Origin of the sequence: Actinoplanes sandaracinus, assembly GCF_030009775.1 — a bacterium.
Taxonomy (GTDB): Bacteria; Actinomycetota; Actinomycetes; order Mycobacteriales; family Micromonosporaceae; genus Actinoplanes; species Actinoplanes sandaracinus.
In genome coordinates this window covers 116,739-142,494 of sequence record NZ_JASCTH010000011.1, presented here as the reverse complement: position 1 = coordinate 142,494, position 25,756 = coordinate 116,739, and the positions used below count along the sequence as shown (strand labels likewise).

At 70.7% G+C, this 25,756-nt stretch carries 18 protein-coding genes and 1 pseudogene; 12 read left to right on the top strand and 7 right to left on the bottom strand.

Going from position 1 to position 25,756, the window contains the following annotated elements; translation table 11 throughout:
• Positions 1 to 134 precede the first annotated feature (134 nt).
• Positions 135 to 1,160: pseudogene (locus QLQ12_RS18430) on the bottom strand (acyltransferase family protein); the annotation flags it as partial.
• 43 nt (positions 1,161 to 1,203) lie between these two features.
• Positions 1,204 to 3,525 carry a DEAD/DEAH box helicase gene (locus QLQ12_RS18425; protein WP_282761420.1) on the bottom strand — a complete coding sequence of 774 codons (2,322 nt, stop codon included), beginning with the start codon at positions 3,523 to 3,525 and terminating at the stop codon, positions 1,204 to 1,206.
• Positions 3,526 to 3,638: 113 nt separating this feature from the next.
• Between QLQ12_RS18425 and QLQ12_RS18420 the strand changes: the two genes are divergently transcribed.
• The 6 genes from QLQ12_RS18420 to topA all read left to right on the top strand — a co-directional run bounded on the left by QLQ12_RS18420 (position 3,639) and on the right by topA (position 11,788).
• Positions 3,639 to 3,995, top strand: coding sequence for an STAS domain-containing protein (locus tag QLQ12_RS18420; RefSeq protein WP_282761419.1), 357 nt, complete (start codon positions 3,639 to 3,641; stop codon positions 3,993 to 3,995).
• Positions 3,992 to 4,432: an ATP-binding protein gene (locus QLQ12_RS18415; protein ID WP_282761418.1), complete on the top strand. Its 441-nt coding sequence runs from the start codon at positions 3,992 to 3,994 to the stop codon at positions 4,430 to 4,432. The genes QLQ12_RS18420 and QLQ12_RS18415 overlap by 4 nt, the downstream gene beginning before the upstream one ends.
• A 383-nt stretch (positions 4,433 to 4,815) precedes the next feature.
• Positions 4,816 to 7,227: a sodium-translocating pyrophosphatase gene (locus QLQ12_RS18410; RefSeq protein WP_282761417.1), complete on the top strand. Its 2,412-nt coding sequence runs from the start codon at positions 4,816 to 4,818 to the stop codon at positions 7,225 to 7,227.
• Positions 7,228 to 7,387: 160 nt separating this feature from the next.
• Complete coding sequence (locus QLQ12_RS18405) at positions 7,388 to 7,918, top strand: hypothetical protein (RefSeq protein WP_282761416.1); 531 nt, start codon at positions 7,388 to 7,390, stop codon at positions 7,916 to 7,918.
• Between the two features lie 19 nt (positions 7,919 to 7,937).
• On the top strand, positions 7,938 to 8,765 hold the full coding sequence (locus tag QLQ12_RS18400; protein ID WP_407651497.1) for a hypothetical protein: 828 nt from the start codon (positions 7,938 to 7,940) through the stop codon (positions 8,763 to 8,765).
• Positions 8,766 to 8,962: 197 nt separating this feature from the next.
• The gene (topA, locus tag QLQ12_RS18395; protein WP_282761415.1) at positions 8,963 to 11,788 is read left to right on the top strand and encodes a type I DNA topoisomerase; all 2,826 of its coding nucleotides are present in this window, start codon (positions 8,963 to 8,965) and stop codon (positions 11,786 to 11,788) included.
• A 55-nt stretch (positions 11,789 to 11,843) separates the two neighbouring features.
• Here topA and QLQ12_RS18390 read toward each other — a convergent pair whose 3' ends face one another.
• Positions 11,844 to 13,142 (bottom strand): D-arabinono-1,4-lactone oxidase, encoded by a 1,299-nt coding sequence (locus tag QLQ12_RS18390; RefSeq protein ID WP_282761414.1) that lies wholly within the window; start codon positions 13,140 to 13,142, stop codon positions 11,844 to 11,846.
• 175 nt (positions 13,143 to 13,317) lie between these two features.
• On the opposite strand from QLQ12_RS18390, the gene QLQ12_RS18385 reads away from it, so the two are divergent.
• Positions 13,318 to 13,947 carry a TetR family transcriptional regulator gene (locus tag QLQ12_RS18385; protein ID WP_282761413.1) on the top strand — a complete coding sequence of 210 codons (630 nt, stop codon included), beginning with the start codon at positions 13,318 to 13,320 and terminating at the stop codon, positions 13,945 to 13,947.
• Between the two features lie 7 nt (positions 13,948 to 13,954).
• Here the strand turns inward: QLQ12_RS18385 and QLQ12_RS18380 are convergent, their stop codons facing one another.
• The gene (locus tag QLQ12_RS18380) at positions 13,955 to 15,160 is read right to left on the bottom strand and encodes an amino acid deaminase/aldolase (protein ID WP_282761412.1); all 1,206 of its coding nucleotides are present in this window, start codon (positions 15,158 to 15,160) and stop codon (positions 13,955 to 13,957) included.
• Between the two features lie 141 nt (positions 15,161 to 15,301).
• Between QLQ12_RS18380 and tmk the strand changes: the two genes are divergently transcribed.
• Positions 15,302 to 17,374, top strand: a complete 2,073-nt coding sequence (gene tmk, locus QLQ12_RS18375; protein ID WP_282761411.1) for a dTMP kinase — start codon at positions 15,302 to 15,304, stop codon at positions 17,372 to 17,374.
• Here the strand turns inward: tmk and QLQ12_RS18370 are convergent.
• Positions 17,352 to 18,623, bottom strand: coding sequence for an SGNH/GDSL hydrolase family protein (locus QLQ12_RS18370; protein WP_282761410.1), 1,272 nt, complete (start codon positions 18,621 to 18,623; stop codon positions 17,352 to 17,354). The two genes, tmk and QLQ12_RS18370, sit on opposite strands and share 23 nt — an antisense overlap.
• A 172-nt stretch (positions 18,624 to 18,795) precedes the next feature.
• Between QLQ12_RS18370 and QLQ12_RS18365 the strand changes: the two genes are divergently transcribed.
• A complete protein-coding gene (locus QLQ12_RS18365; RefSeq protein ID WP_282761409.1) occupies positions 18,796 to 19,857 on the top strand; it encodes an endo-1,4-beta-xylanase in 1,062 nt (353 codons plus the stop codon).
• Between the two features lie 250 nt (positions 19,858 to 20,107).
• Here the strand turns inward: QLQ12_RS18365 and QLQ12_RS18360 are convergent, their stop codons facing one another.
• Entirely contained in the window at positions 20,108 to 21,304 is a 1,197-nt protein-coding gene (locus QLQ12_RS18360; protein ID WP_282761408.1) for a DNA polymerase III subunit delta', read from the bottom strand.
• Between the two features lie 210 nt (positions 21,305 to 21,514).
• On the opposite strand from QLQ12_RS18360, the gene QLQ12_RS18355 reads away from it, so the two are divergent.
• The 3 genes from QLQ12_RS18355 to QLQ12_RS18345 all read left to right on the top strand — a co-directional run bounded on the left by QLQ12_RS18355 (position 21,515) and on the right by QLQ12_RS18345 (position 23,025).
• Positions 21,515 to 21,841: a YbaB/EbfC family DNA-binding protein gene (locus tag QLQ12_RS18355; protein ID WP_282761407.1), complete on the top strand. Its 327-nt coding sequence runs from the start codon at positions 21,515 to 21,517 to the stop codon at positions 21,839 to 21,841.
• Between the two features lies 1 nt (position 21,842).
• On the top strand, positions 21,843 to 22,139 hold the full coding sequence (locus QLQ12_RS18350; RefSeq protein WP_282761406.1) for a hypothetical protein: 297 nt from the start codon (positions 21,843 to 21,845) through the stop codon (positions 22,137 to 22,139).
• A 280-nt stretch (positions 22,140 to 22,419) separates the two neighbouring features.
• A complete protein-coding gene (locus QLQ12_RS18345) occupies positions 22,420 to 23,025 on the top strand; it encodes a hypothetical protein (RefSeq protein WP_282761405.1) in 606 nt (201 codons plus the stop codon).
• 355 nt (positions 23,026 to 23,380) lie between these two features.
• On the opposite strand, the gene QLQ12_RS18340 is transcribed toward QLQ12_RS18345, so the two are convergent.
• Complete coding sequence (locus QLQ12_RS18340; protein ID WP_282761404.1) at positions 23,381 to 25,618, bottom strand: hypothetical protein; 2,238 nt, start codon at positions 25,616 to 25,618, stop codon at positions 23,381 to 23,383.
• Positions 25,619 to 25,756: the final 138 nt, after the last annotated feature.

Sequence of the window (25,756 nt, the reverse complement as noted above, 5' to 3'; positions counted from 1 at the left end):
TCCCGGATCTCACCGTGGCCGGAGAAGGACGCGGCTTCCGCTGCGGAGATCTGGCGGACGTCGGCGACCGACCGGCGCAGAACGGTGCGCAGCCACCGGGTCAGCGGGCGCTCCGCCAGCCGGTGCACCAGCCACGCCAGCCCGAGCACGACCGTGATCGCGCCCAGGACCAGCACCCACGCCGGCAGGGCGGTGCGCTCCTGGGTGTGCCGGATCAGGCTGTACCCGACGCGCTGGTGGAGCAGGTAGAACGGGTAGGTCAGGGCGCCGGCGGTGGTGAGCCAGGTCCACCGGATCCGGTCGGTCCAGCCGAAGGCGATCACCAGGACGAGGAGGTACGACAGGGTGACGATCACGATGCCCGGCCAGGTCGGCACGTCGAAACCGGGCTCGACGCCGGCCACCCGGTCCTCGACCCGTTCGACGCTGATCAGCCAGGAGAACGCGACGATCGCCAGCAGCAGTGGTGACCGGCCGAACTTGTGGATCAGGAACATCGCGATCCCGGCGATGAAGTAGGGCGCGTACTCCGGGACGGCGAGGATGTTGACGATCCGGCTGTCCAGCATCGGGCCGATCACGGCGACGGCCATCCAGGCGGCACAGAAGATCACCGTGCGGCGGTACGTCAGCCCGAACGCCACGAGCACCGCGAACAGCAGGTAGAACCGCAGTTCGACGAAGAGCGTCCAGTAGACGGTGTCGACCGCCGGGATGCCCAGGGGCTCCTGCAGCATGGTCATGTTGACCGCGATCTCGCGCAGATCCGGGGATCCGCTCACCGGGACACCATCGGTCACCGGCGCGATCGTGACGATCACGGCCGTGACCAGGATGCAGACCCAGTACGCCGGGTAGAGCCGGCTCACCCGGGACACGAAGAAGTCGCCGAGACTGCGCCGCCAACTGCTCATGCAGATCACGAAACCGCTGATCAGGAAGAACAGCTCGACGCCGAGGAAGCCGTAGACGGCGGCGTGGGAGAGGTACGGCAGGGACTGAGACGGCGGGCTCGACCCGTCGATGCGCCACGACACGCTGAGGTGGAACACCGCGACCGCCAGAGCGGCGATCAGGCGCAGACCGTCCAAGGCCGCGAGGCGGGGCGCCGCGCCCTTCTGCCGGTCGCTGGTCTCGGTGGTTGCTTCATCGCGACTCATCGGGGAGGCAGGCTACAACTTCCTGGCCGAGGTGAGCGGTGGGTCAATCGGCGTCGGGAAGCGCCGCCAGCACGATGTCCAGCACCTTCACCGCGTCCTCCTTGTTCAAGGGGTTGTTGCCGTTCCCACATTTGGGTGACTGCACGCACGACGGGCAGCCGGCCTCGCACACGCACGAGGCGATCGCCTCCCGGGTGGCGCGCAGCCACGCGGTGGCGGTGCCGTACGCCCGCTCCGCGAAGCCGGCCCCGCCCGGATGCCCGTCGTAGACGAAGACGGTCGGCGCCTCGGTGTCGGCGTGGTTCGCGGTGGACAGCCCGCCGATGTCCCACCGGTCGCAGGTGGCGATCAGCGGCAGCAGCCCGATTCCGGCGTGCTCGGCGGCGTGCAGGGCGCCCGGGAACTCGCCCGGCTCCACCCCGGCCGCGGTCAGCGCCCGCGGTGACACGGTGAACCAGACCGCGACCGTACGCAGCTCGCGCACCGGAAGGTCGAGCGGCCGGGTGTCGATGATCTCGCCGGTGCGGAGCCGGCGACGCTGGTACGACACGACCTGGTTGGTCACGTCGACCTCGCCGAGGAACAGCCCGACCGGGCCGGCGTCCACGTACGACCGGACGTTCACCACCGACAGGTTCGTGACGTCCCGGGCGTGCGTGGTCCAGTCCGGTTCCTCCTGGTGGACGAGGGCGATCGCGTCCTCCAGGTCGAGGTCGTCCACCACGTAGGAGACGCCCTGATGCAGGTGGACCGCCCCGGGATGCAGCATGGCGTGCGACGAGCCGTGGTCGACGGTGCCGAGCAGCCGCCCGGTGGCCGCCTCGACCACCGCCACGGGGGCGCCACCGGTGCCGCGCAGGTCCACCTCGGGGCGTCCCCGGTGGGTCCAGTACCAGCCGGACGGCCGCCGCCGCAGCGCGCCCTCGGCGACCAGCCGGCCGACGATCTCCGCCGCGGCCGGGCCGAACAGTTCGAGGTCTGCGTCGGTGAGCGGCGCCTCGGAGGCGGCGCAGCACAGTTGCGGGCCGAGCACGTACGGGTTCGCGGGGTCGAGCACCGTCGCCTCGACCGGTCGCCCGAACACCGCCTCCGGATGGTGCACGAGATAGGTGTCGAGCGGGTCGTCCCGGGCGACCAGCACGGCGAGCGCTTCGCCGCCGGCCCGCCCGGCGCGTCCGGCCTGCTGCCAGAGCGACGCCCGGGTTCCGGGATAGCCGCAGATCACGACCGCGTCCAGGCCGGCCACGTCGACGCCCAGTTCGAGGGCGTTCGTGGAGGCCAGTCCGAGCAGTGAACCGTCGAGCAGCGCCCGTTCGATGGCCCGCCGGTCCTCCCGCAGATAGCCGCCACGGTAGGCGGCGACCCGCTCGCCGAGGCCGGGCGCCACCTCGTTCAGTGACTGCCGGGCCAGTGCGGCGACCACCTCGGCGCCGCGCCGGGACCGGACGAAGGCGAGCGTCCGGGTACCGGCCACCACCGCGTCGGTGAGCAGGTCGGCGGTCTCGCGCAGGGCCGAGCGCCGGATCGGGGCGGCGTCGTCGGCGAAGCTTTCGAGCAGGGGTGGTTCCCAGAGGGCGAAGGTGACCGCTCCGCGCGGTGAGGCGTCCTCGGTGACGGCTGTCACCGGGAGACCGGTCAGGCGGGAGGCGGATCCGGCCGGATCGCCCGAGGTCGCCGACGCCAGGACGAAGGTGGGGGAGGCGCCGTACCGGGCGGTGGCCCGCCGCAGGCGCCGCAGCACGTGTGCCACGTGCGAGCCGAAGACGCCGCGGTAGGTGTGGCACTCGTCGACCACGACATAGCGCAGGCGGCGGAGGAAGACCCCCCAGCGGCCGTGGCCGGGCAGCAGGCTGTGGTGCAGCATGTCGGGGTTGGTGAGCACGAACCGCGAGTGCTGCCGGATCCACTCGCGCTCCTCGCGCGGGGTGTCACCGTCGTACGTGGCCGGCCGCACCCCGTCCAGCCCGAGCCGGGTGAGGGACCGCATCTGATCGGCCGCGAGCGCCTTGGTGGGTGACAGGTACAGCACGGTCGCCCGGGCGTCCTCGGCGAGCGTGCTGAGCGCCGGCAGCTGGTAGGCGAGGGACTTGCCCGACGCGGTGCCGGTGGCCAGCACGACGTGGGTGCCCTCCCGGGCGAGGGTGGCCGCGGCCGCCTGGTGTTCCCACGGGGCGGCGATCCCTTGTGCGGCGAAGGCGTCTCGCACGGCGGGGTCGGTCCACGCGGGCCACGGCGCCGCGCGGCCTCGTTGGGCGGGCACCCGCTCGACATGTGTGACCGGAGACACGGCCGTGCCGCGCTCGCGGGCCCGGAGCCGGTGCAGCAGCTCGGCGGGCCCGAAGGCGATGGAGGTCACGCATTGCACTGTGACACCGGTATGGCCCGAACCTCAAACGGGTAGGACGGTGGGTGCCACGCGTCGCCCTCTTCCCGTCGGTGGTTAGATTTCGCGGGGGGAGAGATCAGGGAGGAGGACCGATGGAGCTGTCACTCACGACCCGAACCGTCGCCGAGTACACCGTGCTCGAGGTCGGCGGCGAGGTGGACGTTTACACCGCCCCCCGGCTGCGTGAGCGTCTCATCGAGCTGGTGGACGCGGGTGCACGCGATGTGGTGGTCGATCTGGAGCGGGTCGACTTCCTCGACTCCACGGGGCTCGGTGTGCTGGTCGGCGCCTTGAAACGGCTGCGGACCGCGCACGGCACCTTCGGCCTGGTCTGCGCCAAGGAGCCACTTCTCAAGATCTTCCGGATCACCGCCCTGGACCAGGTCTTCCCGATCTTCCCGACGGTCGGAGCGGCCACCGAGCGCGACGGCAGCGGTCCAGCTTCGTGATGGCTACCGTTCGGCTCTCCTTCTCACCGGCCCCGGTGCACGTGCGCACCGCCCGGCTCGTCGGCGTCGCCGTGGCACGGCGCGCCGGGGTCGCGGAGGAGTTGCTCGACGAGGTGCGTCTCGCCATCGGCGAGGCCTGCACCCGTGCGGTCGCCCTGCACCGCCAGTACGGCCTCACCGACCTCGTCACCGTGGAGATGTCCGACTCGGACTCGTACACCGTCCGCGTCATCGACCACGGCCCGATCGAGGCGAGCGTGGGTCTGACGAAGCTGCCGCCGGATGAGCTGGCCGACGAGTCGCTGACCGACGACGCGCTCACCACGGGCGTCGGCTTCGCGCTGCTCGCCGGTTTCGTCGACGACCTCCAGGTGCGTCCCGTCGAGGACGGTTCGGGCACCGAGGTCCGCATGGTCTGGCCGGTCGCCCGCCGCTGACCGGCCGCCGCCGGCCTGGCCGCCGCGTTTCCGCGGCGACCTGAGGCCCGCGAGGATCACCGTCATCGAGGGGTGCGCCAACGCGCCCCCATTTCGAGGGATCTTTTCCTAGATTCCTATCCAAAACGGACAAAAGCCGTCAGGCTGAATCCTGTCCCTGGGCCGTCGAGATCAATTCCGGCCTAACACAACGGTGATCATCATCGCGACACGGCTGGTGCTACATGTGACGACCGACACGTAAGCCCTATACAGTACGCGAGTTATCAGCTACTGCTGGCCCGCGTCCGCGGGTCTGATCGGTCGTTCCCCGCTCCCACGGGGAATGCGCCCGGAAGGTCACGTCCACCGTCCGGGCGCCATCGGTGCACAGGAGGACATGGATGTCCACGACCTCGATAGACCTCGCCGCCGAGGGCGGTGCAGAGGCCCTGACCGGGTCAAACATCACATTCATCATCGTCGCGTTGGTGTTCGCCCTCGTGGCGCTCGGTTTCGCCGCCGCGTTCGTGCAATCGGTGCTGCGTAACGCGCGTGGCACCCCGAAGATGCAGGAGATCGCGGGCGCCGTGCAGGAGGGCGCCTCGGCGTACCTGTTCCGGCAGTTCAAGACACTCGGCATCTTCGTCGTCATCGCGGTCGTCTTGTTGTTCCTCCTGCCGGTGCACGCGACCGACAACGAGATGTGGGTCAAGATCGGCCGGTCGCTGTTCTTCATCGTCGGCGCGGTCTTCAGCTCGTTCATCGGTGGCGCCGGCATGGCGCTGGCCACCCGGGCGAACCTGCGGGTCGCCGCGGCGGCCGGTGAGCAGGGCGGCCGGGAGAAGGCGATGGGCATCGCCTTCAAGACCGGTGGTGTGGTCGGCTTCCTCACCGTCGGCCTCGGCCTCTTCGGTGGCGCGCTGGTCGTGCTGATCTTCGGCGGCGACGCGCCCACCGTGCTGGAGGGCTTCGGTTTCGGCGCCGCGCTGCTGGCCATGTTCATGCGGGTCGGCGGCGGCATCTTCACCAAGGCCGCGGACGTCGGCGCGGACCTGGTCGGCAAGGTCGAGCAGGGCATCCCGGAGGACGACCCGCGCAACGCGGCGACGATCGCCGACAACGTGGGCGACAACGTCGGCGACTGTGCCGGCATGGCCGCCGACCTCTTCGAGTCCTACGCCGTGACCCTGGTCGCGGCTCTGATCCTGGGCCAGGCGGCGTTCGGCCAGGACGGCCTGATCTTCCCGCTGATCGTCTCCACGATCGGTGTGCTGATCGCGATCGTCGGTGTCTTCATCACCCGGCTGCGGCCGAGTGACCGCAACGGCCTCACCGCGATCAACCGGGCTTTCTACATCTCGGCCGCGATCTCCGCGATCGCGGTGGCCGTGGTCAGCTTCGTCTACCTGCCGAACAGCTTCGCCGGGTTCAACGACACCGGCATCGCCGAGGACATCCGCAACAGCGGCCAGAACCCGCAGTGGGTCGCGGTCGGCGCGGTCGTGATCGGCATCGTGCTGGCCGCCGCCATCCAGGCGCTGACCGGCTACTTCACCGAGACCAACCGGCGTCCGGTGCAGGACATCGGCAAGTCGTCGCAGACCGGCGCGGCCACCGTCATCCTGGCCGGGATCAGCGTCGGCCTGGAGTCGGCGGTCTACTCGGCGCTGCTGCTCGGCGCGGGCGTCTTCGGCGCCTTCCTGCTGGGTGGCTCGTCGCTGACGCTGTCGCTGTTCGCGGTCGCGCTGGCCGGCACCGGCCTGCTCACCACGGTCGGTGTCATCGTCGCGATGGACACGTTCGGCCCGATCTCGGACAACGCGCAGGGCATCGCCGAGATGTCCGGCGACGTCGACGAGCGGGGCGCGCAGATCCTCACCGAACTGGACGCGGTCGGCAACACCACGAAGGCGATCACCAAGGGCATCGCGATCGCGACGGCGGTTCTCGCGGCCACGGCGCTGTTCGGGTCGTACACCAACAGCCTGGCCAGCTCGATGACGATCGCCGGGGTGACGGACGTCGGCGCTGAGATCATGAGTCAGCTCAACATCTCCAACCCGCGCAGCCTGGTCGGTCTGCTGATCGGCGCGGCGGTGGTGTTCCTCTTCTCCGGCCTCGCGATCAACGCGGTGTCCCGCTCGGCCGGCGCGGTCGTGATGGAGGTCCGCCGGCAGTTCCGCGAGTTCCCGGGGATCATGGACGGCACCCAGCGTCCGGAGTACGGCCGAGTGGTCGACATCTGCACCCGGGACGCGCAGCGGGAGCTGCTCACGCCCGGTCTGCTGGCGATCATGGCGCCGATCGCGGTGGGCTTCGGGCTGGGCCCGGGCGCGCTGGCGGCGTACCTCGCCGGCGCGATCGGGACCGGCACGCTGATGGCGGTCTTCCTGTCCAACTCCGGCGGCGCGTGGGACAACGCGAAGAAGCTGGTAGAGGACGGTGCGCACGGCGGCAAGGGTTCCGAGGCGCACGCCGCCACGGTCATCGGCGACACCGTCGGCGACCCGTTCAAGGACACCGCCGGCCCGGCCATCAACCCGCTGCTCAAGGTGATGAACCTGGTCTCGCTGCTGATCGCCCCGGCCGTGGTGACCTGGAGTTACGGATCCGAGGCCAACCCCGGCCTGCGGATCGGTGTCGCGGTCCTCGCGGTCGCGATCGTGACGGCCGCCGTGGTCTGGAGCAAGCGCAAGCCGATCTCGATGGGTGACGACAGCTCGACGGCCGCGGCCGTGGGCGCCGCCGACACCGCGCGGGCGGTCCAGGACACTCGCACCACCGAGGCGTCCCGGATCAAGGACAACGCCTGACAAATCTCGCAGCAGGACGAAAGGCACCCGGGAGACCGGGTGCCTTTCGGCTGATCTCGCCGGCCCGCGGCCGGGCGGTCCGAGTCCCGCCACATTGAAAAAAGTTCATTGACTCGATCGAGGCGTGTGGAGTGTCCGACCGTAGCCGTACCCTGCTTCCATGCGCGCGGTCCGACCGATCTCCCTGGCTCTCGTCCTCGTGTTCGCCGCCCCGCTGGCCGCGTGTTCCAGCCGGCCCGGCGCGCACGCCTGGGCAGCGCTGGTCTGCAACACGCTGACCCCCTGGCGCAGCGAGCTCGACTCGCTGACCAGCCGCACCCAGCAGCAGATGACCGCCGAGACCACGCCGGGCCAGGCGAAAGAGAACCTGGCCCGCCTCTTCGACGGCGCCGCCTCAGCGAGCGAACAGGCGCGGGCCGGCGTGGAGAAGGCGGGCGTTCCCGACGTGACGAACGGCGAGGCCATCGCCGACGGTTTCCAGCACTCGCTCGCCGGGATCCGCGATGCCTACGGCCAGGCGCGCACCGGCATCCAGGCCCTCGCCACCAGCCCGTCCAAGGCCTTCTACGACGAGGTCGGCAAGGTCGTCGGGCAGCTCACCACCAGCTACGAGCGCAGCAACCTCGACACCGCCACGCTCGAGTCGGTCGAGCTGAGACAGGCCTTCGACTCCCTGCCAGAGTGTCAATGAGCACGGTGCCGGCGATCCGATGAGCGATTCCGGCTGGCCGCTGATCCCGCGGGAGGTGCTCCCCCCGCCGGTTCCGGTGGCGAAGAGGATCGTCCCGCGAGGCACGGCCGGCCCGCGGGCCGGCCGTCAGCTGTCGATGTTCGGCGCCGAGACCATCGAGCCGTCGCCCGCCGATCTCGCCGGCCTGCTGGCCGGTCCCGGCCGGCTCGACCGGATGGGCGGCACGGCCCGCGTCTCGGTCCGGGTGGATGCCGCCTGGCGCGTCCATGTGCTGGTCACCGAGATGGGCGCCCGCGGCCTCACGGCCACCTGGGCCCCGGTTCCAGAAGATCAAGATCCCGATGGGGTACGCGCGATCGAGCTCTCCGCCAGAAAAGAGGCGATCGTCACGCCGGAACACCCGACGACGGCTGACGAACCGGGCCCCACGGAGCCGGCCGACAGCCCCGGAGCGGCGGAAACGCCCTCCGGCGACGACCCTCCGGCCGGGCCGCCCGCACCGCTGTTCGACGTGCGCACGGCGTACTCCCGAAGGTTGAACGGTCTTGCCCGCGCCTGGCCGGAGGCATCCGCGCAGCTCTTCCTCTCCGGGCCGCGGATGCGGCTCTGGGTGGCCGCCGCGGGCGGCCCGCGGCCGGGTGGCTACGCGCTCGGCCTGGACCCCGGAAAGGACCGCCACGTGGTGGAAGCCGCGCTGGTCCGGGCCGGTCTGGCGGGCCGCGTGTCGGATGACGGACGGCGGTACCTCATCACCGGGGCCCGGCGTCTGCGGCGGCTCGCCGAGCTGGTCGGAGAGCGTCCCTCAGCAGCCCCGGAGGAATTCTGGCCCGGCGGTGCACTCGCGTGATCTTCACTGATTGTGTCCGACATTACAGTCACTTCCCGGTGTACGGTGTCGCGGTCGGATGCACGCGGTGGCCGGACCGTTACCATCCGACTGCGGGGTTCCCCGGGAATGGTTGCTGGTCCGGCGCGTTACGTTGAACGTCTGTGCTCCGCCGAGCGGAGCGAGGAGCGCCGAGGGTCTCAATATCGAGGAGTGCCGTGCCGAGTGACGCCAGGACGATCCGTCTGGTCATCGTCGAGTCCCCGTCGAAGGCCAAGACGATCGCCGGTTATCTGGGCCCCGACTATCTGGTCGAGGCCTCAATCGGCCATGTCCGTGACCTGCCACGTAACGCCGCCGACATCCCCGCGGAGTACGAGGGCGAGGCCTGGGCCAAGCTCGGCGTGAACGTCGACAACGGTTTCAAGCCCCTCTACGTGATCTCCGCCGACCGCAAGCAACAGATCGCCAAGCTGCGCAAACTCGCCCGCGAGGTGGACGAGATCTTCCTCGCCACCGATGAGGACCGCGAGGGCGAGGCGATCGCCTGGCACCTGGTCGAGACGATCAAGCCCCGGGTGCCGGTCAAGCGGATGGTCTTCCACGAGATCACCAAGCCGGCCATCCAGGCCGCCGTCTCCAACCCCCGCGAGATCGACCGCGACCTGGTCGACGCGCAGGAGGCCCGCCGCATCCTCGACCGGCTCTACGGCTACGAGGTCAGCCCGGTCCTGTGGAAGAAGGTGCGGCCGAAGCTGTCGGCCGGCCGGGTGCAGTCCGTCGCCACCCGCATCGTGGTCGAGCGTGAGCGCCAGCGGATGGCGTTCCGGACCGCTGAGTACTGGGACATCCTCGCCACCCTCTCGGTGCAGGGGCAGGTCGACGGCCCGCGTTCGTTCAACGCGACGCTGGTCGCCCTCGGTGGCGACCGGGTCGCCACCGGCAAGGACTTCGAGCCCACCACCGGCAAGGTGAAGCCGGGCTCGACCGTGGTGCACCTCGACGAGGGCGGCGCCCGGGGCCTGGCCGCCCGGCTGGAGGGCCGGCCGTTCACCGTCACCCGGGTCGAGGAGAAGCCGTACCGGCGCCGGCCGTACGCGCCGTTCATCACCTCGACGCTCCAGCAGGAGGCGGCCCGCAAGCTGCGCTTCTCGTCCTCGCAGACGATGCGCACCGCGCAGAAGCTGTACGAGAACGGCTACATCACCTACATGCGTACCGACTCGGTGAACCTGTCCGAGACGGCCGTCGCCGCCGCCCGCCGGCAGATCGCCGACCTGTACGGCCCCGCCAACGTGCCGCCGCAGCCGCGCCGCTACACCACCAAGGCGAAGAACGCGCAGGAGGCGCACGAGGCGATCCGTCCCGCCGGTGACAACTTCCGCACCCCGGGCGAGGTCGCCAAGGAGCTGAACACCGACGAGTTCAAGCTCTACGAGCTGATCTGGCGCCGGACCATCGCGTCGCAGATGACCGACGCGGTCGGTAACTCGATCAGCGTGCGGATCCGGGCGATCTCCACCGCGCAGGAGGAGGCCGACTTCGGCGCCTCCGGCAAGACCATCACCGACCCCGGCTTCCTGCGCGCCTACGTCGAGTCGTCCGACGACGAGAACGCCGAGGCCGAGGACGCCGAGCGCCGCCTGCCCAACCTGGCCAAGGACCAGCCGCTGACCGGAGACGAGCTGAAGGCCGCCGGCCACCACACCTCGCCGCCCGCCCGGTACACCGAGGCGTCGCTGGTCAAGGCCCTGGAGGAACTCGGCATCGGCCGCCCGTCGACGTACGAGTCGATCATGCGGACCATCCAGGACCGCGGTTACGTGGAGAAGCGTGGCCAGGCGATGGTCCCGTCGTTCCTGGCGTTCGCCGTGATCGGCCTGCTGGAGAACCACTATCCGCGGCTGGTGGACTACAACTTCACCGCCGCGATGGAGGGCCAGCTCGACGACATCGCGTCCGGCGACCACACCCAGCTCGACTTCCTCACCTCCTTCTACTTCGGCAGCCAGACCGGCGGGGCGGACGACGAGATCGCCAAGGCCGGCGGCCTGAAGAAGATGGTGACCGAGAACCTCAGCGCGATCGACGCGCGGACGGTCAACTCGATCCCGCTCTTCACCGAGGACGACGGCCGTACGGTGGTGGTGCGTGTCGGCCGGTTCGGTCCCTACCTGCAGCGTCAGGCGCCGGACTCGACCGAGGAGTCGGCGGAGGACCGCGCGTCGGTCCCCGAGGGCATCGCGCCCGACGAGCTGACCCGGGAGAAGGTCGAGGAGCTCTTCCTGGCCGGCAACGGCGACCGGACCCTCGGCAACGACCCGGTCACCAACGAGGAGGTCCTGGTCAAGTCCGGCCGGTTCGGCCCCTACGTGTCGGCCGGTGAGCGCAAGTCGTCGCTGTTCAAGACGCAGACGCCGCAGACGCTCACCCTGGAGCAGGCGCTTCAGCTGCTCCAGCTGCCCCGGGTGGTCGGCAAGGACGCCGACGGCAACGAGATCGTGGCGCGTAACGGCAAGTTCGGGCCGTACATCTCCCGCGGCACCGACTCGCGGTCGCTGGGCAGTGAGGAGCAGTTGCTCACGATCAGCCTGGAGGACGCGCTCGCCCTGCTGGCGACGCCGAAGACCCGCCAGGCCCGGGCCGCGAAACCGCCGCTGCGCGAGATGGGCAACGACCCGGCCACCGAGAAGCCGCTGGTGATCAAGGACGGCCGGTTCGGGCCCTACGTGACCGACGGTGAGTACAACGCGTCACTGCGCCGCGACCAGACGCCCGAGGAGCTCACTCTCCAGGAAGCATCCGAGATGCTCGCCGAGAAGCGGGCCAAGGGGCCGGTCCCGCCGAAGAAGCGGGCCGCCGCGAAGAAGGCTCCGGCCAAGGCCGCCGCCGACGGGGCGGAGGGCGCGACGCCGGCCAAGAAGGCTCCGGCCAAGCGGGCCACCGCCGCGAAGAAGACCACGGCCGCGAAGAAGACGACCGCCGCGAAGCGGGCTCCGGCCAAGAAGGCCGCTCCGCGCAAGGCGGCCACCGCGGCGGAGTGAGGGCGGTCCTCGGGAGCCGGGCCAGGCTCGGCTCCCGAGACTCGACCGCCTGGACTCAACCGCCCAGGACGCGCTTCAGGTAGTCGTTGGCGAAGACCCGCTTCGGGTCGAGGCGGTCCCGCACGGCCAGGAAGTCGTCGAAGCGGGGGTACGCGGCACGCAGTGAAGCCGCGTCCCGGTAGTGCAGCTTCCCCCAGTGCGGCCGCCCGCCCAGCGCCGCGCAGACCTCCTCAACGGCCCGGAAGTACGGCTCGTACGGGCTGCCGATGTACTGGTGCACGGCGATGTAGGCGGACTCCCGGCCGTACCCGTGCGACAGCCACACGTCGTCCGGCCCGGTGAACCGCACCTCCACCGGGAACTGGACCTTGAACGGGAGCCGGTCGAGGATCCTCCGGATGGCGTCGAGTGCCTCGGGCAGGGCGGCGCGCGGTACCTCGTACTCCATCTCGGTGAATTTGACCTTGCGGAGTGAGCAGAAGACTTGGTCGGACCGGCCGGTGTAGGAGCGCGCGCTCAGCGCGCGGGCGGAGACGGCGCTGAGCGCCGGAACCGTCCCCGGGAAGCGCCGGCCGAGCGCGCAGACGCCCTGCCAGACGGTGTTGGAGAGGAAGTCGTCGTCGAGCCAGGCACGGAACCCCGACAGGGGCCGGTCGTTCTCGGAGACCCGCTTGTTGCGCTTGAGCTGGGCCCGGTCGGTGTACGGGTACCAGAAGAACTCGACGTGGTCGAACTCCGGCATCCACTCGTCGATACCGGCCAGCACGTCCGTCAACGGCATCGGCCGTTCGTCGGCGAGCAGCGTGAACGCGGGCACGCACCGCAACGTCACGTCGACGATGATCCCGAGCGCGCCCAGGCCGAGCCGGACCGCCGGGAACTCCGGCGCGCCGGAGGTGAAGCGCTCGACCTCGCCGGCCGCGGTCACCATCGTCACCGCCTCGACGCACGAGGCCAGTGTGGAGTGTGCCATGCCGGTGCCGTGCGTGCCGGTGGAGATCGCCCCGGCGACGGTCTGCGCGTCGATGTCGCCGAGGTTGGGCAGGGCCAGCCCGTGCTCGGTCAGCAGGGCGTTGAGAACGGACAGCGGCATCCCCGCCTGGACGGTGACCAGGTGGCCGTCGACGGCGACGAGCCGGTTGAGTCGGTGTACGAACATCCGCTGGTCGTCGGCGACCGCGATGGGGGTGAACGAATGCCCGCTGCCGACCACTTTGATCCGGCGGCCGCTCTCCCCGGCCTGTTTCACATGGGCGACGACCTCATCGACGCTGCCGGGTGTCAGCACGTCGGCGATGGACTCCTGATTGCGGCCCCAGTTGGTCCAGCGGCGGGCGTTAACGGGTGTAGTCATTCCGGCCTTTGTCCTCCGTCCGAGCGGACACCGGCACCCGGCGTCCCGTCGATGCGCCTCGCTCGTTGATCCGAGTAACGTTCTTTTTAATGATGAGATCTATTCGCGACGGTGACGATTTCGATGAAATCCCCCGCCGCGAGACGATCTCACTGCTGAGAGGGAGTGGCGACGCGTGTCGACACCAACCGTCAGCACCGGACCGCTGAGGCGAGTTCCGGTGCAGGGCAGAAGCGTTGCCCGGGTGCAGCGCATGCTCGACGCCTGTGCTGAGCTGGTGGACGAGGTCGGTTATGAGGGTTTGACCACGACGCTGCTCGCCGAGCGCGCCGAAGTCGCCATCGGCTCGGTCTATCAGTTCTTCCCGGACAAGCGGGCCATCGTCCAGGCGCTCGCGCTGCGCAACATGGACGCCTATCTGCACAGTCTGTCCGACCGTTTCGCCAGCGAGACCTTCGCCCATTGGTGGGACGCGGTCGATGCGGCGATCGACGCGTACATCCACATGCACCGCAGCGTGCCGGGTTTCCGGACGCTGCACTTCGGTGACGTGGTCGACCTGCATCTGCTGGACTCCGACCGCGACAACAACGCCGTCATCGCCGAGCGCCTGGCCGAGCTGCTGATCGACCAGTTCAAGCTCGCCGACCGGGGCCGGCTGCGGTTCGCGCTGCAGATCTCGGTCGAGGCGGCGGACGCGCTGATCAAGCTCGCGTTCCGCCGGGAGACTACCGGTGACGAGGCCGTCCTGACCGAGGCCAAGGCGCTCATAAGGGAATATCTGCACCGCCACGTCTCCGCCTGAGGTTCGTCTACCCCAGGAACGCACGGCCTTCTCCGCGGTACGTGAGGGCCGGCGCGGCTGACTCGCCGTCGACCAGTTGAAGCTCGTTGACGTGCTCGCACAGCTCGCCGGCCTTGGCGTGCCGGAACCACACCCGGTCACCCGGCCGCAACTTCTCGGCGGCCGTGCCCAGTAGCGGGGTCTGCACCTCGCCCGCGCCCTCGTCGGCCTTCAACCGCAGGCCCTCGGGCAGCCACGGGACGGGCAGGCGGGACGTCTCCGCGGTGCCGGAGGCGATCCAGCCGCCACCCAGCACGGTGGCGATCCGGGGAGCCGGGCGGCGCACCACGGAGAGGGCGAAGAACGCCGCCGGGGTGGGACGCCAGCTGCGGTAGGAGTCGAAGAGCATGGGGCCGTACAGACCGGAGCCCGCGGTGACCTCGGTGACCGCCGGATCGGCGCTGGTCGCGGCCACGCTGCCGGTCCCGCCGCCGTTGACGAACTCCAGCTCGGCGTGCGCGCTCACCGCCCGGACCGCGGCCGCCCGGCGCGCGCGCAGTTCGGGGAAGGCGCGGCTCTGCATCATCCGGATGGCCCGGGCCCGCAGTGCCCGGCCGGGCGGGTCGTCGCCGAGCCCGGCGATGTGTGCCTCATAACACATCACCCCGACGAGCTTGAATCCGCTTCTCGCGGTGATGGCCCGGGCGAGAGCGCCGGCCTGCGCGGCCGAGTGCACGGGGGACCGGCGCACGCCGATGTGCAGCGATCCGGCGGGCCGCCAGGAAGCATCAAGATCAATACATACGCGTACGGCCGGGCGCCCGTCCCCGGGCACGACCTGATCGACCAGGTCGAGCTGGGACGGATGGTCCACCATGATGGTGATCGCCGCGGTCAGAACCGGGTCCGAGAGGACCTCTCGCAGCGCGGCCCGATCCGTGGTGGGGTAGGCCACCAGCACGTCATCGGTCACGCCGGAGCGCACCAGCCAGACCGCCTCGGGCAGTGTGTAGGCCATCACTCCGCGCCAGCCGGGCCGGGCGAGCACCCGCTCCAGGAGGGCGCGGCAGCGCACCGACTTGCTCGCCACCCGGATCGGCTTGCCGCCCGCCCGCGCGGTCAGCCGGTCCGCATTGTCGTCGAAGGCCGCCAGGTCGATCACCGCGACCGGGGTCTCGAGATGGCCGGTGATCCGGTCGAGCCGCCGGCGCAGGGCGATGCGGTCAGTGAGCACGCGAGCACGTTATCCCTTACTCGATTAACACGAAAGACATTCATCTCTGCTCCACCCGATCGTGGTTGCCCCACGTCGGTGAACCGAGCGGTTACAGTGCTCCGAGCACTGACCACGGGAGGTAGGGCCATCAGCACGGATATGCACCAGGACCCGGGGCCCGTCGACCTCTCCGGGATAGCGGCGCTTCGCTCCGTCCTGCGTCGCCGCGGCTTCCGCCGGCTCTGGCTGGTGCTGGCGGGCGCCTCCTTCGGCGACTGGATCGGCCTTCTGGCCACCGCGCTCTTCGCCCAGGCTCAGTTCGAGAACACAGCGGCCAAGGGTGCGGCGTTCGGCAGCACCATCGCCGTACGCCTGCTGCCCGCCCTGATCCTCGGCCCGATCGCGGGCGTCGTCGCCGACCGGTTCGACCGCCGCTACACGATGGTCATCGTCGACCTGCTGCGGTTCGTCATCTACGGCTCGATCCCGCTGGTTCCGCTGCTCGGCGGCTCCCCGACCCTGACCGTCACCTGGGCCCTCGTCGCCACTGTCATCGGTGAGTCGATCACGCTGATCTGGATCCCGGCCAAGGAAGCCGCGGTCCCGAACCTGATCCCGAAATCGCAGATCGAGGTCTCGAACCAGCTCACCCTGGTCACCACCTACGGGATCACGCCGATCCTGGCCGCGCTGATGCTCGCCGCGCTCACCGCCGGCCTGGAGCAGTCGGGGGCGTCGCTGCCGGCCTGGGCGCAACCCGTGCAGATCGCCCTCTACATCAACGCGCTCTCCCGGCTGGCCACCGCGATCGTCGTGTTCTTCGGCATCCGCGAGATCGGCGGCAAGAGCGAGGAACGCAAGAAAGTCGCCGCCGAACAGAGCATGGGCCGCCAGTTCCTCGACGGGTGGAAGTTCATCGGCCAGACCCCGATGGTCCGGGGCCTGGTGCTCGGCATCTTCGGCGCCTTCGCGGCCGGGGGCGTCGTGATCGGCGCGGCACCGACCTACGCCAAATCGCTGGGGGCCGGTGAAGCCGCCTTCTCCCTGCTGTTCGGCGTCATCTTCATGGGCCTCGCCCTCGGCATCGGGCTCGGCCCGATGATCGTGAAGGACCTGTCCCGGCGCCGCTGGTTCGGCATGAGCATCGTGCTCGCCAGCGGCGCGGTGATGTTCCTCGGCCTGGCCTTCCACCTCTCCATCGCCCTGGTCGGGGCGCTGCTGGTCGGCGCCGGCGCCGGCATGGCGTTCCTGGCCGGCACCACGCTGCTCTACGGCGAGATCGAGGACGCGCTGCGGGGCCGGGTCTTCGCCGTCGTGCAGATCGGTGTCCGGACCGTGCTGCTCCTGGCGATCGCCGGCGCCGGCATCCTGGTCGGTCTCGGCAGCTCCCGCCGGGTCGAGTTCGGGCCGGTCGGCTTCGACGTCTCGTCCACCAGGATCCTGCTGCTGGTGGCCGGCGCCATCGGCATCTGGGTCGGCATCGGCTCCTTCCGCCAGATGGACGACAAGCCGGGCGTGCCGGTTCTGCCCGACCTGATCGGCTCGCTGCGCGGCCGCCCGCTCTCCCCGCCCGAGTCGTTCACCCGCTCCGGCGTCTTCGTGGTCTTCGAAGGCGGCGAGGGCGCCGGCAAGTCGACCCAGGTCACCCGCCTCGCCGACACGCTCAAGACCGAGGGCCGGGACGTGGTGGTCACCCGCGAACCCGGCGCCACCGACATCGGCGCCCGGATCCGCGCACTGGTCCTGGACAAGACCGAGGCGCCGTCGGCGCGGGCCGAGGCGCTGCTCTACGCCGCCGACCGGGCACACCACGTCGCCACGGTGGTCCGGCCCGCCCTGTCCCGGGGAGCGGTCGTCATCAGCGACCGCTATGTCGACTCGTCGCTGGCCTACCAGGGCGCCGGCCGTACCCTGCCGGTCCAGGAGATCTCCTGGCTGTCCGCGTGGGCCACCGGCGGCCTCAAGCCCGACCTGGTGGTCCTGCTCGACGTCGACCCCGGAGTGGGCCTGACCCGGGTGGACGACCGCGGCGAGGGCACCGACCGGCTGGAGAGCGAGTCCCGGGCGTTCCACGAACGGGTCCGGTACGCCTTCCTCGACCTGGCGGCCTCAGACCCCAAGCGTTACCTGGTGCTGGACGCCGCCCGTCCCGTCGACGAGATCGCCGAGGCGGTCACCGCCCGGCTGGCGGGCCTGCTCACCGCCGACGCTAAGGCCTCCGAAACAGCCTGAGCGGTACGGCGGCGGCCATCGCGGCCATCCCGGCGTCGTTCGGGTGCAGGTGGTCGCCACTGTCGTACGCGGCGGCCAGCCGTTGCGGATCGGAGGCGTCCCGGACCGCGGCGTCGAAGTCGATCACCCCGTCGTACTCGCCGGAACTCCGGATCCACTGGTTCAGCGCGGACCGCTTACGCTCGTTCTCCGGGCTGTAGAAGCCGAGCGTGTCGCCCTTGAACGGCAGGACCGTCGCGCCGTACGCCCGCAGGCCCGCCTGCCGGGCCCGGGCGATCAACTGCCGGTGCCCCCAGATCAGGTCGTCCGCCCCGACCGTCTCGTCGAGCGGGGCGACCGTTCCCGGGTGACCGAGATCGTTCACCCCGAGCAACACCACCAGGTGGGTGGCGCCCGGCTGAGCCGTCACGTCCCGGTCGAAGCGGCGCAGCGCGCTCTGCGCGAAGTACGCCGCGAACGCCTCGGCCGGGCTGCCGGCCGGCGGATTCGGGTCGTGCAGCAGCCGGTTGCCGGAGACGCCCACGTTCGCCACGCCGAGGGGGATGCGTGCCTCCCGGAACCGGGCCGCCAGATGATCCGGCCACCGGTGGTTGGCGTTCGTCCTGGTGTTCGCTCCGTTGGTGATCGAGTCCCCGAGAGTGACCACCGTTCCACCGCCGCCGCGCACGCTCACCCCCGACAGGAAGAGGTACTGCGTGACCGTGGCGGTGGGGCGGATCCGCCGGTCTCCGGTGACGTCGCCGGCCGCGACGGCGTTCTCCTGGAACGCGAAGGCGGCCAGCGTGGTGACCGGGGTGCGCTCCGGCAGATGAATGCTGATCAGCAGATCACCGCCGGCCGGCACGGGAAGGCTGACCGGATCGCTGACCAGCGGCGCCCCCGCCGGCACCGTCACCGCTGCGCGGCCACCGAAGGTGACCCGGCGATCGGTGCCGGGGCGGGCGTCGGTGCTCGCGCCGGCACCGGCCCGGATCGCGACGCGCACCGCACCGATCCGCAGCGGGGTGTCGCCGAACTCGTTCGTGAGCCGGAGGCGCACCTGATCACCGCCCACGCTGATGTGCGCCACCTGCCGCACCGTCTGGTCGGCCAGCACCAGCGGCGTGCCGGGCGGAACAGTCGTCGGCGCCGCCGCCCACGTGCCGACCCAGCCGTCGTCGCGGCCGTCGGCGAAGACCGGCTCCGGGTGGACGGCGGCGGTGAGCGCGGCGCCGGATGCCAGGGCCAGGATCTCACGGCGAGTCGACATAGGCTCTCCGAAAGTTTCGGAAATCGGACGATCGAGTTCCCGTAACGTAGAACGGCTACATGCCGCCGTCAAGCATTGATTCACCATGATGGACATCAATGACGACAGGTTGACGGCGATCGTTTCGTGCGCCTAGCGTTCCCGCCTGAAATCGCAACTTTCGGGAGGGCTCATGGGAGAGCGACGCAGCGTTCTGGCAGTCCTGACACTGGTTCTGGCCACCGCCGTGAGCGGCGCCGCGCCGGCCGTGGCCGCCACCGGACAGGGCGACACCTCATCGTTGCGGGCGGCGGCCCGCGGCAGCGGGGTCCGGATCGGCACCGCGGTCGACATGTCGACGCTCGCGGACGACGCGCCGTACCGGGCGGCCGTGGCCCGCGAGTTCGACACCGTGACCGCCGAGAACGAGATGAAGTGGCAGGTCGTCGAGCCGGAACGGGGCCGGTACGACTGGGCCGCCGCCGACCGGCTGGTCGACTTCGCCCGCGCCAACGGCCAAGCGGTTCGCGGGCACACCCTGGTCTGGCACAACCAGAACCCGTCCTGGCTCACCGAGGACGCCTTCACCCCCGCCGAACTGCGGCGGATCCTCCGCGACCACATTCACACCGAGGTGCGGCACTTCAAAGGCCGGATCTGGCACTGGGACGTGGTGAACGAGGCGATCAATGAGGACGGGACCCTCCGCGACAGCATCTGGCTGCGCGCGCTCGGCCCCGGCTACATCGCCGACGCCTTCCGCTGGGCGCACGAGGCCGACCCCAAGGCGAAGCTGTACCTCAACGACTACAACAACGAAGGCGTCAACGCCAAGAGCGACGCCTACTACGCGCTGGTCAAGCGTCTCCGGGCGGAAGGTGTTCCGGTGCACGGCTACGGCATGCAGGGCCACCTCGCCGTGCAGTACGGCTTCCCGGACACCGTCGCCGAGAACGTGCGGCGGTTCGACGTGCTCGGCGTGCAGACCGCGTTCACCGAGGTGGACGTACGCATGATCCTGCCGGCCGACCCGGTCAAGGTGCAGGCGCAGGCACAGGGCTTCTCCAGCCTGCTCCAGGCCTGTCTCCTGGCCCGGCACTGCGTGTCCTACACCCTGTGGGGTTTCACCGACCGGTACTCATGGGTGCCGGGCTGGTTCGACGGCGAGGGATCGGCCACGCCGTTCGATGAAGAGCTTCGGCCGAAGCCGGCGTACCAGGCCCTGCGGAACACGTTCCTGCTCGGCCGGCGCTGAGAATCGCCGCGATCGTGCCGGCACCGTCCCCCCGGCACGATCGCGGCGCCGCTCCCAGCGGCGGCGCCCCGCGGGGCGCCCGCCTCCCCCGCGCCCGGCCGCCCCCCCCCCCCCCCCCCCCCCCCCCCCCCCCCCGCCGCTCCCAGCGGCGTCGCCCGGCGGTGCGGCCGTCGGGCGGCGCCGCTCTCGGGTGATGCCGCAGTCGGGCGACGCCGTCGTTGGGTGACGCTGCTCTTGGGCGGTGCCGTCGTCAGCCACGCCAGAGCGTGACCATCATCGCCTCCAGGGCAACCTGTGGTTTCACGTTGCGGTCGATCGCGTCGCGACATGCCAGAACGGCTTCCAGCCGCCGCAGAGTGCTCTCGGGTGACCATTTCCCGGCCGCCGCCGACGAGACCGCGGCGAGATCCCCGTGCACCATCGCGACGGGTGCGCCCAGCGAGGTGACCAGCACGTCCCGGTAGAAGCCGACCAGATCCTGGAGTGCCCGGTCGATCGCGTCCCGCTGGGCGCGGGTGGCCCGCATCCGCTGGTTCTTCTCCAGCTCCTTCAACTGCCCGGCCGCCCCGCGCATCGCCGTGGTCGAGCCCTTGCCCGTGCCGCCCGCGCCGAGCGCCTGCTCCAGCGCCGTCCGCTCGGCCAGATCGAGGTCGGCCACCGCGTTCGCGGCCTCCTGTTTCGAGGCCGTCTCCAGTTTCGTCGCGGCGTCGAAGCACGCCCCGATGCTCGTCAACCGCCGCGGAACGGACAGCACCTCGTCACGGCGATCGCGGGCCTCCGGATCCGCGGCGAGCTGCCGGGCCCGGTCCACGTCGCCCTGCGCGGCTGCCGCCGCCCAGTCGGCCTGCTCCGGCGCGAGGCCGTGCCGCCGCACGAGAATCTCGGCTAGGGCACTCGCCGGAGGCTGGACCAGCGACACCACGCGACACCGCGAACGGATCGTCACCATGATGTCGTCAGGATGGACCGACGGCGTGCAGAGCAGGAAGACCGTCCGCGGTGAAGGCTCCTCGATCGCCTTGAGCAGCGCGTTGCTCGCCCGCTCGCCGAGACGGTCGGCGTCCTCGACGATCACCACCTGCCACCGGCTGCCGGACGGGGCACTGGCCGCCCGCAGCACCAGCATGCGGGTCTCCTTGACGCCGATGCTGAGACCCTCGGTCGTCACGACGTGCACATCGGCGTGAGTGCCGACGAGCGCGGTGTGGCAGCCGTGGCACTCGCCGCAGCCCCGCCCGCCGCGCTCACACTGCAACGCGGCCGCGAAGGCCCGCGCCGCGACCGTGCGCCGCGACCCGGGCGGGCCGGTGAAGATCCAGGCATGGGTCATCCCGCCAGGGTCCGGCTCGCCGGCCATGATCCGGGCGGCCGCCGCGGCGGCCCGGCGCAGGGTCTCGACCGGCTTGTCCTGGCCCACCAGCTCCGAGAAGACATCATGCGGACTCACCCGACGATGGTATTGCGGACCACCGACAGAAGGCGTCACCGGTGCGACTTGATCACTCAAGGTAACCCTTCCGGGTCCGCATGTGACGCTCCGTGGCGCCCTCCCGAGTTATCCACAGGGGACGTGTCGCCGTAGCGGGACGGTGGTTTGAGCGGGTACGGTCTCAATCCGGAACGCGACGGCGAGATGACGCGCGGTGAGGAGCCATGGATGGCCCGCGAGATCGACGAGGCGTGGATCGACGAGGCGATCGACCGATATCGGCACATCGAGACGTTGCGTGCCGACTTCGACAAGGCGGTGGCAGCCCACACCGTGTCGGTGCACTCGCCGGACCAGTCGATCGAGGTCGTGGTGACCGCCGCGGGCGACATTGTGGACGTTCGACTGCACGGCGGCCTGCGCCACCGGCAGCCGGCCGAGTTCGCCCAGGAGATGCGCGCCGTCGTGACCAGCGCCGCCGAGGCCGCCCGCTGGGCCCGCGACAAACTGCACGGTGAGGTGTTCGGATCGTTCCGCAAGCTGGAGGGGCACTGACATGGATCGTCTCGCTGACCAGATCGACCATGCCGCCACGGCTCTGGCCATCATGGACCGCCGACTGCCAGAGCTGTCGCCGGCCGCCTCCGACTTCGGCGCCGACGACACCGGCCGCCCCGGCCGGATCGGCCGCGCCCTCTACGCCGGCTGGACGGCGGTGCTCGCCGCCCGCGCCCGCGAAGCCGCCGACGCCTCCACCAAGCTGACCGAAATGGCCAGTTCTGTCCGTGCTGGTGCCCGCGACTACGCCGACACCGACGACACGGTCCGGCGCCGATTCCAGCGGGGCCTCTGATGCCCCACCCCACCCGTCCCGGCCCCCACCCGAGCCCGAGCGCCCGTCCCGGCCCGCGTCCGAGCCTGAGTGCTGGTTCCGGTTCGCTTCCGAGACTTGGTGTCGGTTCCGGCTCGCTCCCGAGCGTGCGCGCTCGTTCCGGCCCGCGCCCGAGCCTGGGCGCCCGATCGTGTGTCGGCGTCTGCCCGCGTTTTGGCGCCTACTCTCGTGCTGGCGGCCGCGTCCGATCCAACAGTGGTCGTGATGTCCCGGTTCATTGCGGGATTGAGCGAGGCCTCTGATGGATCGCCTGGACGAGTTGCTCACCGCCGGGACCCCGCTGTTGAGCCGCGTCGACGAGGTGCTCTCCACGATCGGCGCCCCTGGCGGCCATGACGTCTGGCGCGAACTGCGCCGGATTCGCCTGCTTCCCGGCGATGCGGCCCGCGCGGTAGCCGCCTTGCGCCCGACGGCCATTCTGGAGGCCGGTCCCGAACTGCGTGCCGACGCCCGCGCCTACGCCGACCTCGCCGACGCACTCCCACTGGCCGGCGATTGGTCGGGAGAAGCCGCCGATGCTTATGAGACGGCCCGCCGCAGCACCGCCGAGCGCCTCAACGGCGGTCCCGACAGCCTGGGCCGCCGGATGGAGGCGACAGCCGACCTAGCGGACGCCCTGGCCGGCTGGATGCTCCGGGCCCGTGGCGAACTGACGAGCACCCTGGCCGAAGTGATGCTCTCCGCCGAGGCGATCACCCTCCTCGGCGGCGACCATCCACCTGCCGACAGTGCCGCCGCGGCCGCCGCGATCGGTGCCCGTCTGCTGCACACCATCGCCGGCAGCTACGACGAGGCCGAGGATCTCCTCGCCGACTCCGCCGGCCTGCAGAACCCGCTCCCCGTCTGACCGCGCCCTCCGCAACGAGGGCAGGTCGCCAAAATCCGGTTGTCGCGATAGCTGACCGCTGTCGCCGGTTGCGCGACAGCCAGCCGTAGCTGAGACGTGATACGCCCGCAGAATCGCCCACCGGAGCTACGGCTCGAAGGCTTCCGCTGCTCTCTTGACGACCCAGCCGTGGTTCAGGCGTGGAATCGGTGTCGGAAGACCTACCTGGGCTACGGCTCGGAGGGTGTTGGCTTGTTCGTGAGTGCCGTTCTCGCGAACAAGATCAGGGAGTGGGCCTCGCTCGGTTACCTCGCTCGGTGGGCCGGCCGTAGTTGAGGTGCGGAATGCGGGTCGGGTTACCTGTCTGGGCTAAGGTTCACGGCTCACGGGTCGTGCGGCGTCGGCGGGAGGCCAGGACCACCGCGCAGATGCCGCCGATCACGAGGCTGGCGCCGGTGGCGAACAGGGAGACCACCCGCGGGCCGGTGATCGGCAAGCTGGCACTGCCCGCTGTTACCCCTTCTCCCGTTCCTGCACCTGCCCCGGCTGCGGCCGCAGGGGAGGCGCCGTGGGCGGAGTCGGCGCCGGACGGGGCTACTGCGGCGGCCGCCAGCATGCCGATGCCCAGGTCAGCGACCAGGCCGGACGGTCCGTCGGCGACGCGCGTCTGTCCTTTGTCGGCATTGCGCACCACGGTCACGCGGATCGCGGTGGCCCGGGCGGCGATGGCCTTCCCCGAGGTCGCCTGCCGGGCGTCACCGAGTGCGATCCGCAAAGTCGAGCCGGGCGCGTACTCGTGTGAGGACGCCGGCGAAGATCCGCGGGAGGGCGCAGGCGGGGATGCGGAGGAAGGCCCTGCCGTAGGTGCGGGTGAGGATTCGTGGGAGGGCGCTGCCGGATGCAACGGTGAAGGTTCGTGGGAGGGCGCTGTCGGGCGTGCGGGCGAAAGCCGGCCGGAGGGAGCGGGCGGAGAGGCGGGCGTCGTTTCCGGTTCGCCGATGAAGGGAAGGCCCGGAACGTTCGGCAGCGGCAATTCACTGATCGGCTCAAGGCTCGCCGGAAGCGACTCCAGCGGACGCATCCCCTCACTCAGCGTGATGTCGATGTGGTCACCTGGTGTAGCGAGGCGGGCCCGCTTGCCGTTCTTGCCGGAGACTTCGACCACGGCGGGCTGGTAATCGACCCGGCCCTGCCCGTCGGCGGTCATGGTGGCCCGCAGTTCCGGGGCCCGCAGCACCCGGATGCGCACCTCGTTGTCGACCAGACTGATCCGTCCGGCCGTGATCGTCGCGGAGGCGACCGACTGCGATGTTCCGCCGCGGAGACGCAGGGCGGTGCCGCTGCGGCTCGAGATCTTTTCCGGTACGCGTACCAGCGATCCGCTTCCACCCCCGGTGATCGTGAGCCGGCTGATCTCGGCCGTCGCCGTGGACGTGTCGCCGCCGGCTGATCCGCAGGCCGTGCCGTGTGCCCAGATCGCGCGGGCACTGAGGCTGCCGTCGCCGACCTTCACCGGGCCGAACCGCTTGGATCCGGTGCGCCGCTCGTCGGCCTTGGGGTTGACCGGCGGCGCTTGCTGGACCACCAGGTCGTTGCGCTCGGCGGACCCGGCGACCTGACCGTTCAAGATCCGGGCGGCGCCGGCCGAGTTGATCGGGCCATCGGCGATCAGCACGCTACGCGCGTCCCCGAGACCGACGCCCTCGATCGCCGCGTCCCCGGCGCCGCCACCCTGCTTGCTGACGGCTTCGCCGCGCCCAGCGGCCGTGCGCCCTTGCGCGCCGACAGCCGCGCCGTGCCCAGCGAGCATGCGACCGCGTGCGGGGGCGGCCTGGTCTCGTTCCCCGGCCGTGCGAGCCTGCTCGCCGACAGTTTCGCCGTGCTCAGCGAGCGTGCGACCCTCCGCGCCGACAGCTTTGCCGCGTCCAGCGGCCGTGCGGCCCTGCTCGCCGATGCCGTTGATGTGGCCGTCGCTGTTGGTGTGGTTGACAGCGGCGCTGTGGCGGACGGTTTCCCTTCTCCTGTCGGCGGGGTCGCTCTGATCGATGGAGGGGCCGCCCAGCCTGCCGGTCGAGTCCTCCCATACGGGCAGCGTGGTCGCCCGGTACTCCTGGTCAAGGTCCGGCACCTCGCCGCCGGAGCCGCCCGTGCCGCCCGTGCCGTCAGGGCCGCCCGTGCCACCGCCCTCACGGCCCTCATCATCGGCTGTGCCCGAAGCGGAGCCGCCGCCGGCGCTTCCCGAGTCGGTGCCATCGGCCGCCTTGTCCGAGGCGGAGCCGCTGATCACCTCACCCGAATCGGGGCGGGCTCCGGCCGTACCAGATGGGCGGTTTTTGCGAGGAGCGCCGGGCTTGCCCGGGGCGCCGGGAGCGGCGTCGGCTGAAGTGGCGTCGGTTGAGGCGGCCTCGCCCGCGGCCCCTTTCCGGTTGGTGACACCGGCCTTCGGGCCGAGTTCGAGCCGATCGATGCGGAGCAGTTCGGCCCCCGACTGGGCGGCATAGTGCCCGGGCTGATCGCACGTGGCCGGCACCGCGAAGGCCGGCAGCGGTGCGGTCATGGTGCCCGCGAATCCGAGCGCGACGACACTGGCGGCCACCGACCTGGCGGGGATCATGGGGAGTCCTTTCGAGGCGTGCGGCTTCTACGGGACTGGCCAACGAGGGTCGATTGGGCCGGTTGCGCAGCATCTATGCGACAACCCTCGCGGGTAGTTCAAATCCGGCATTTGGTACGGCTTGCCTGCCGTCGTAGT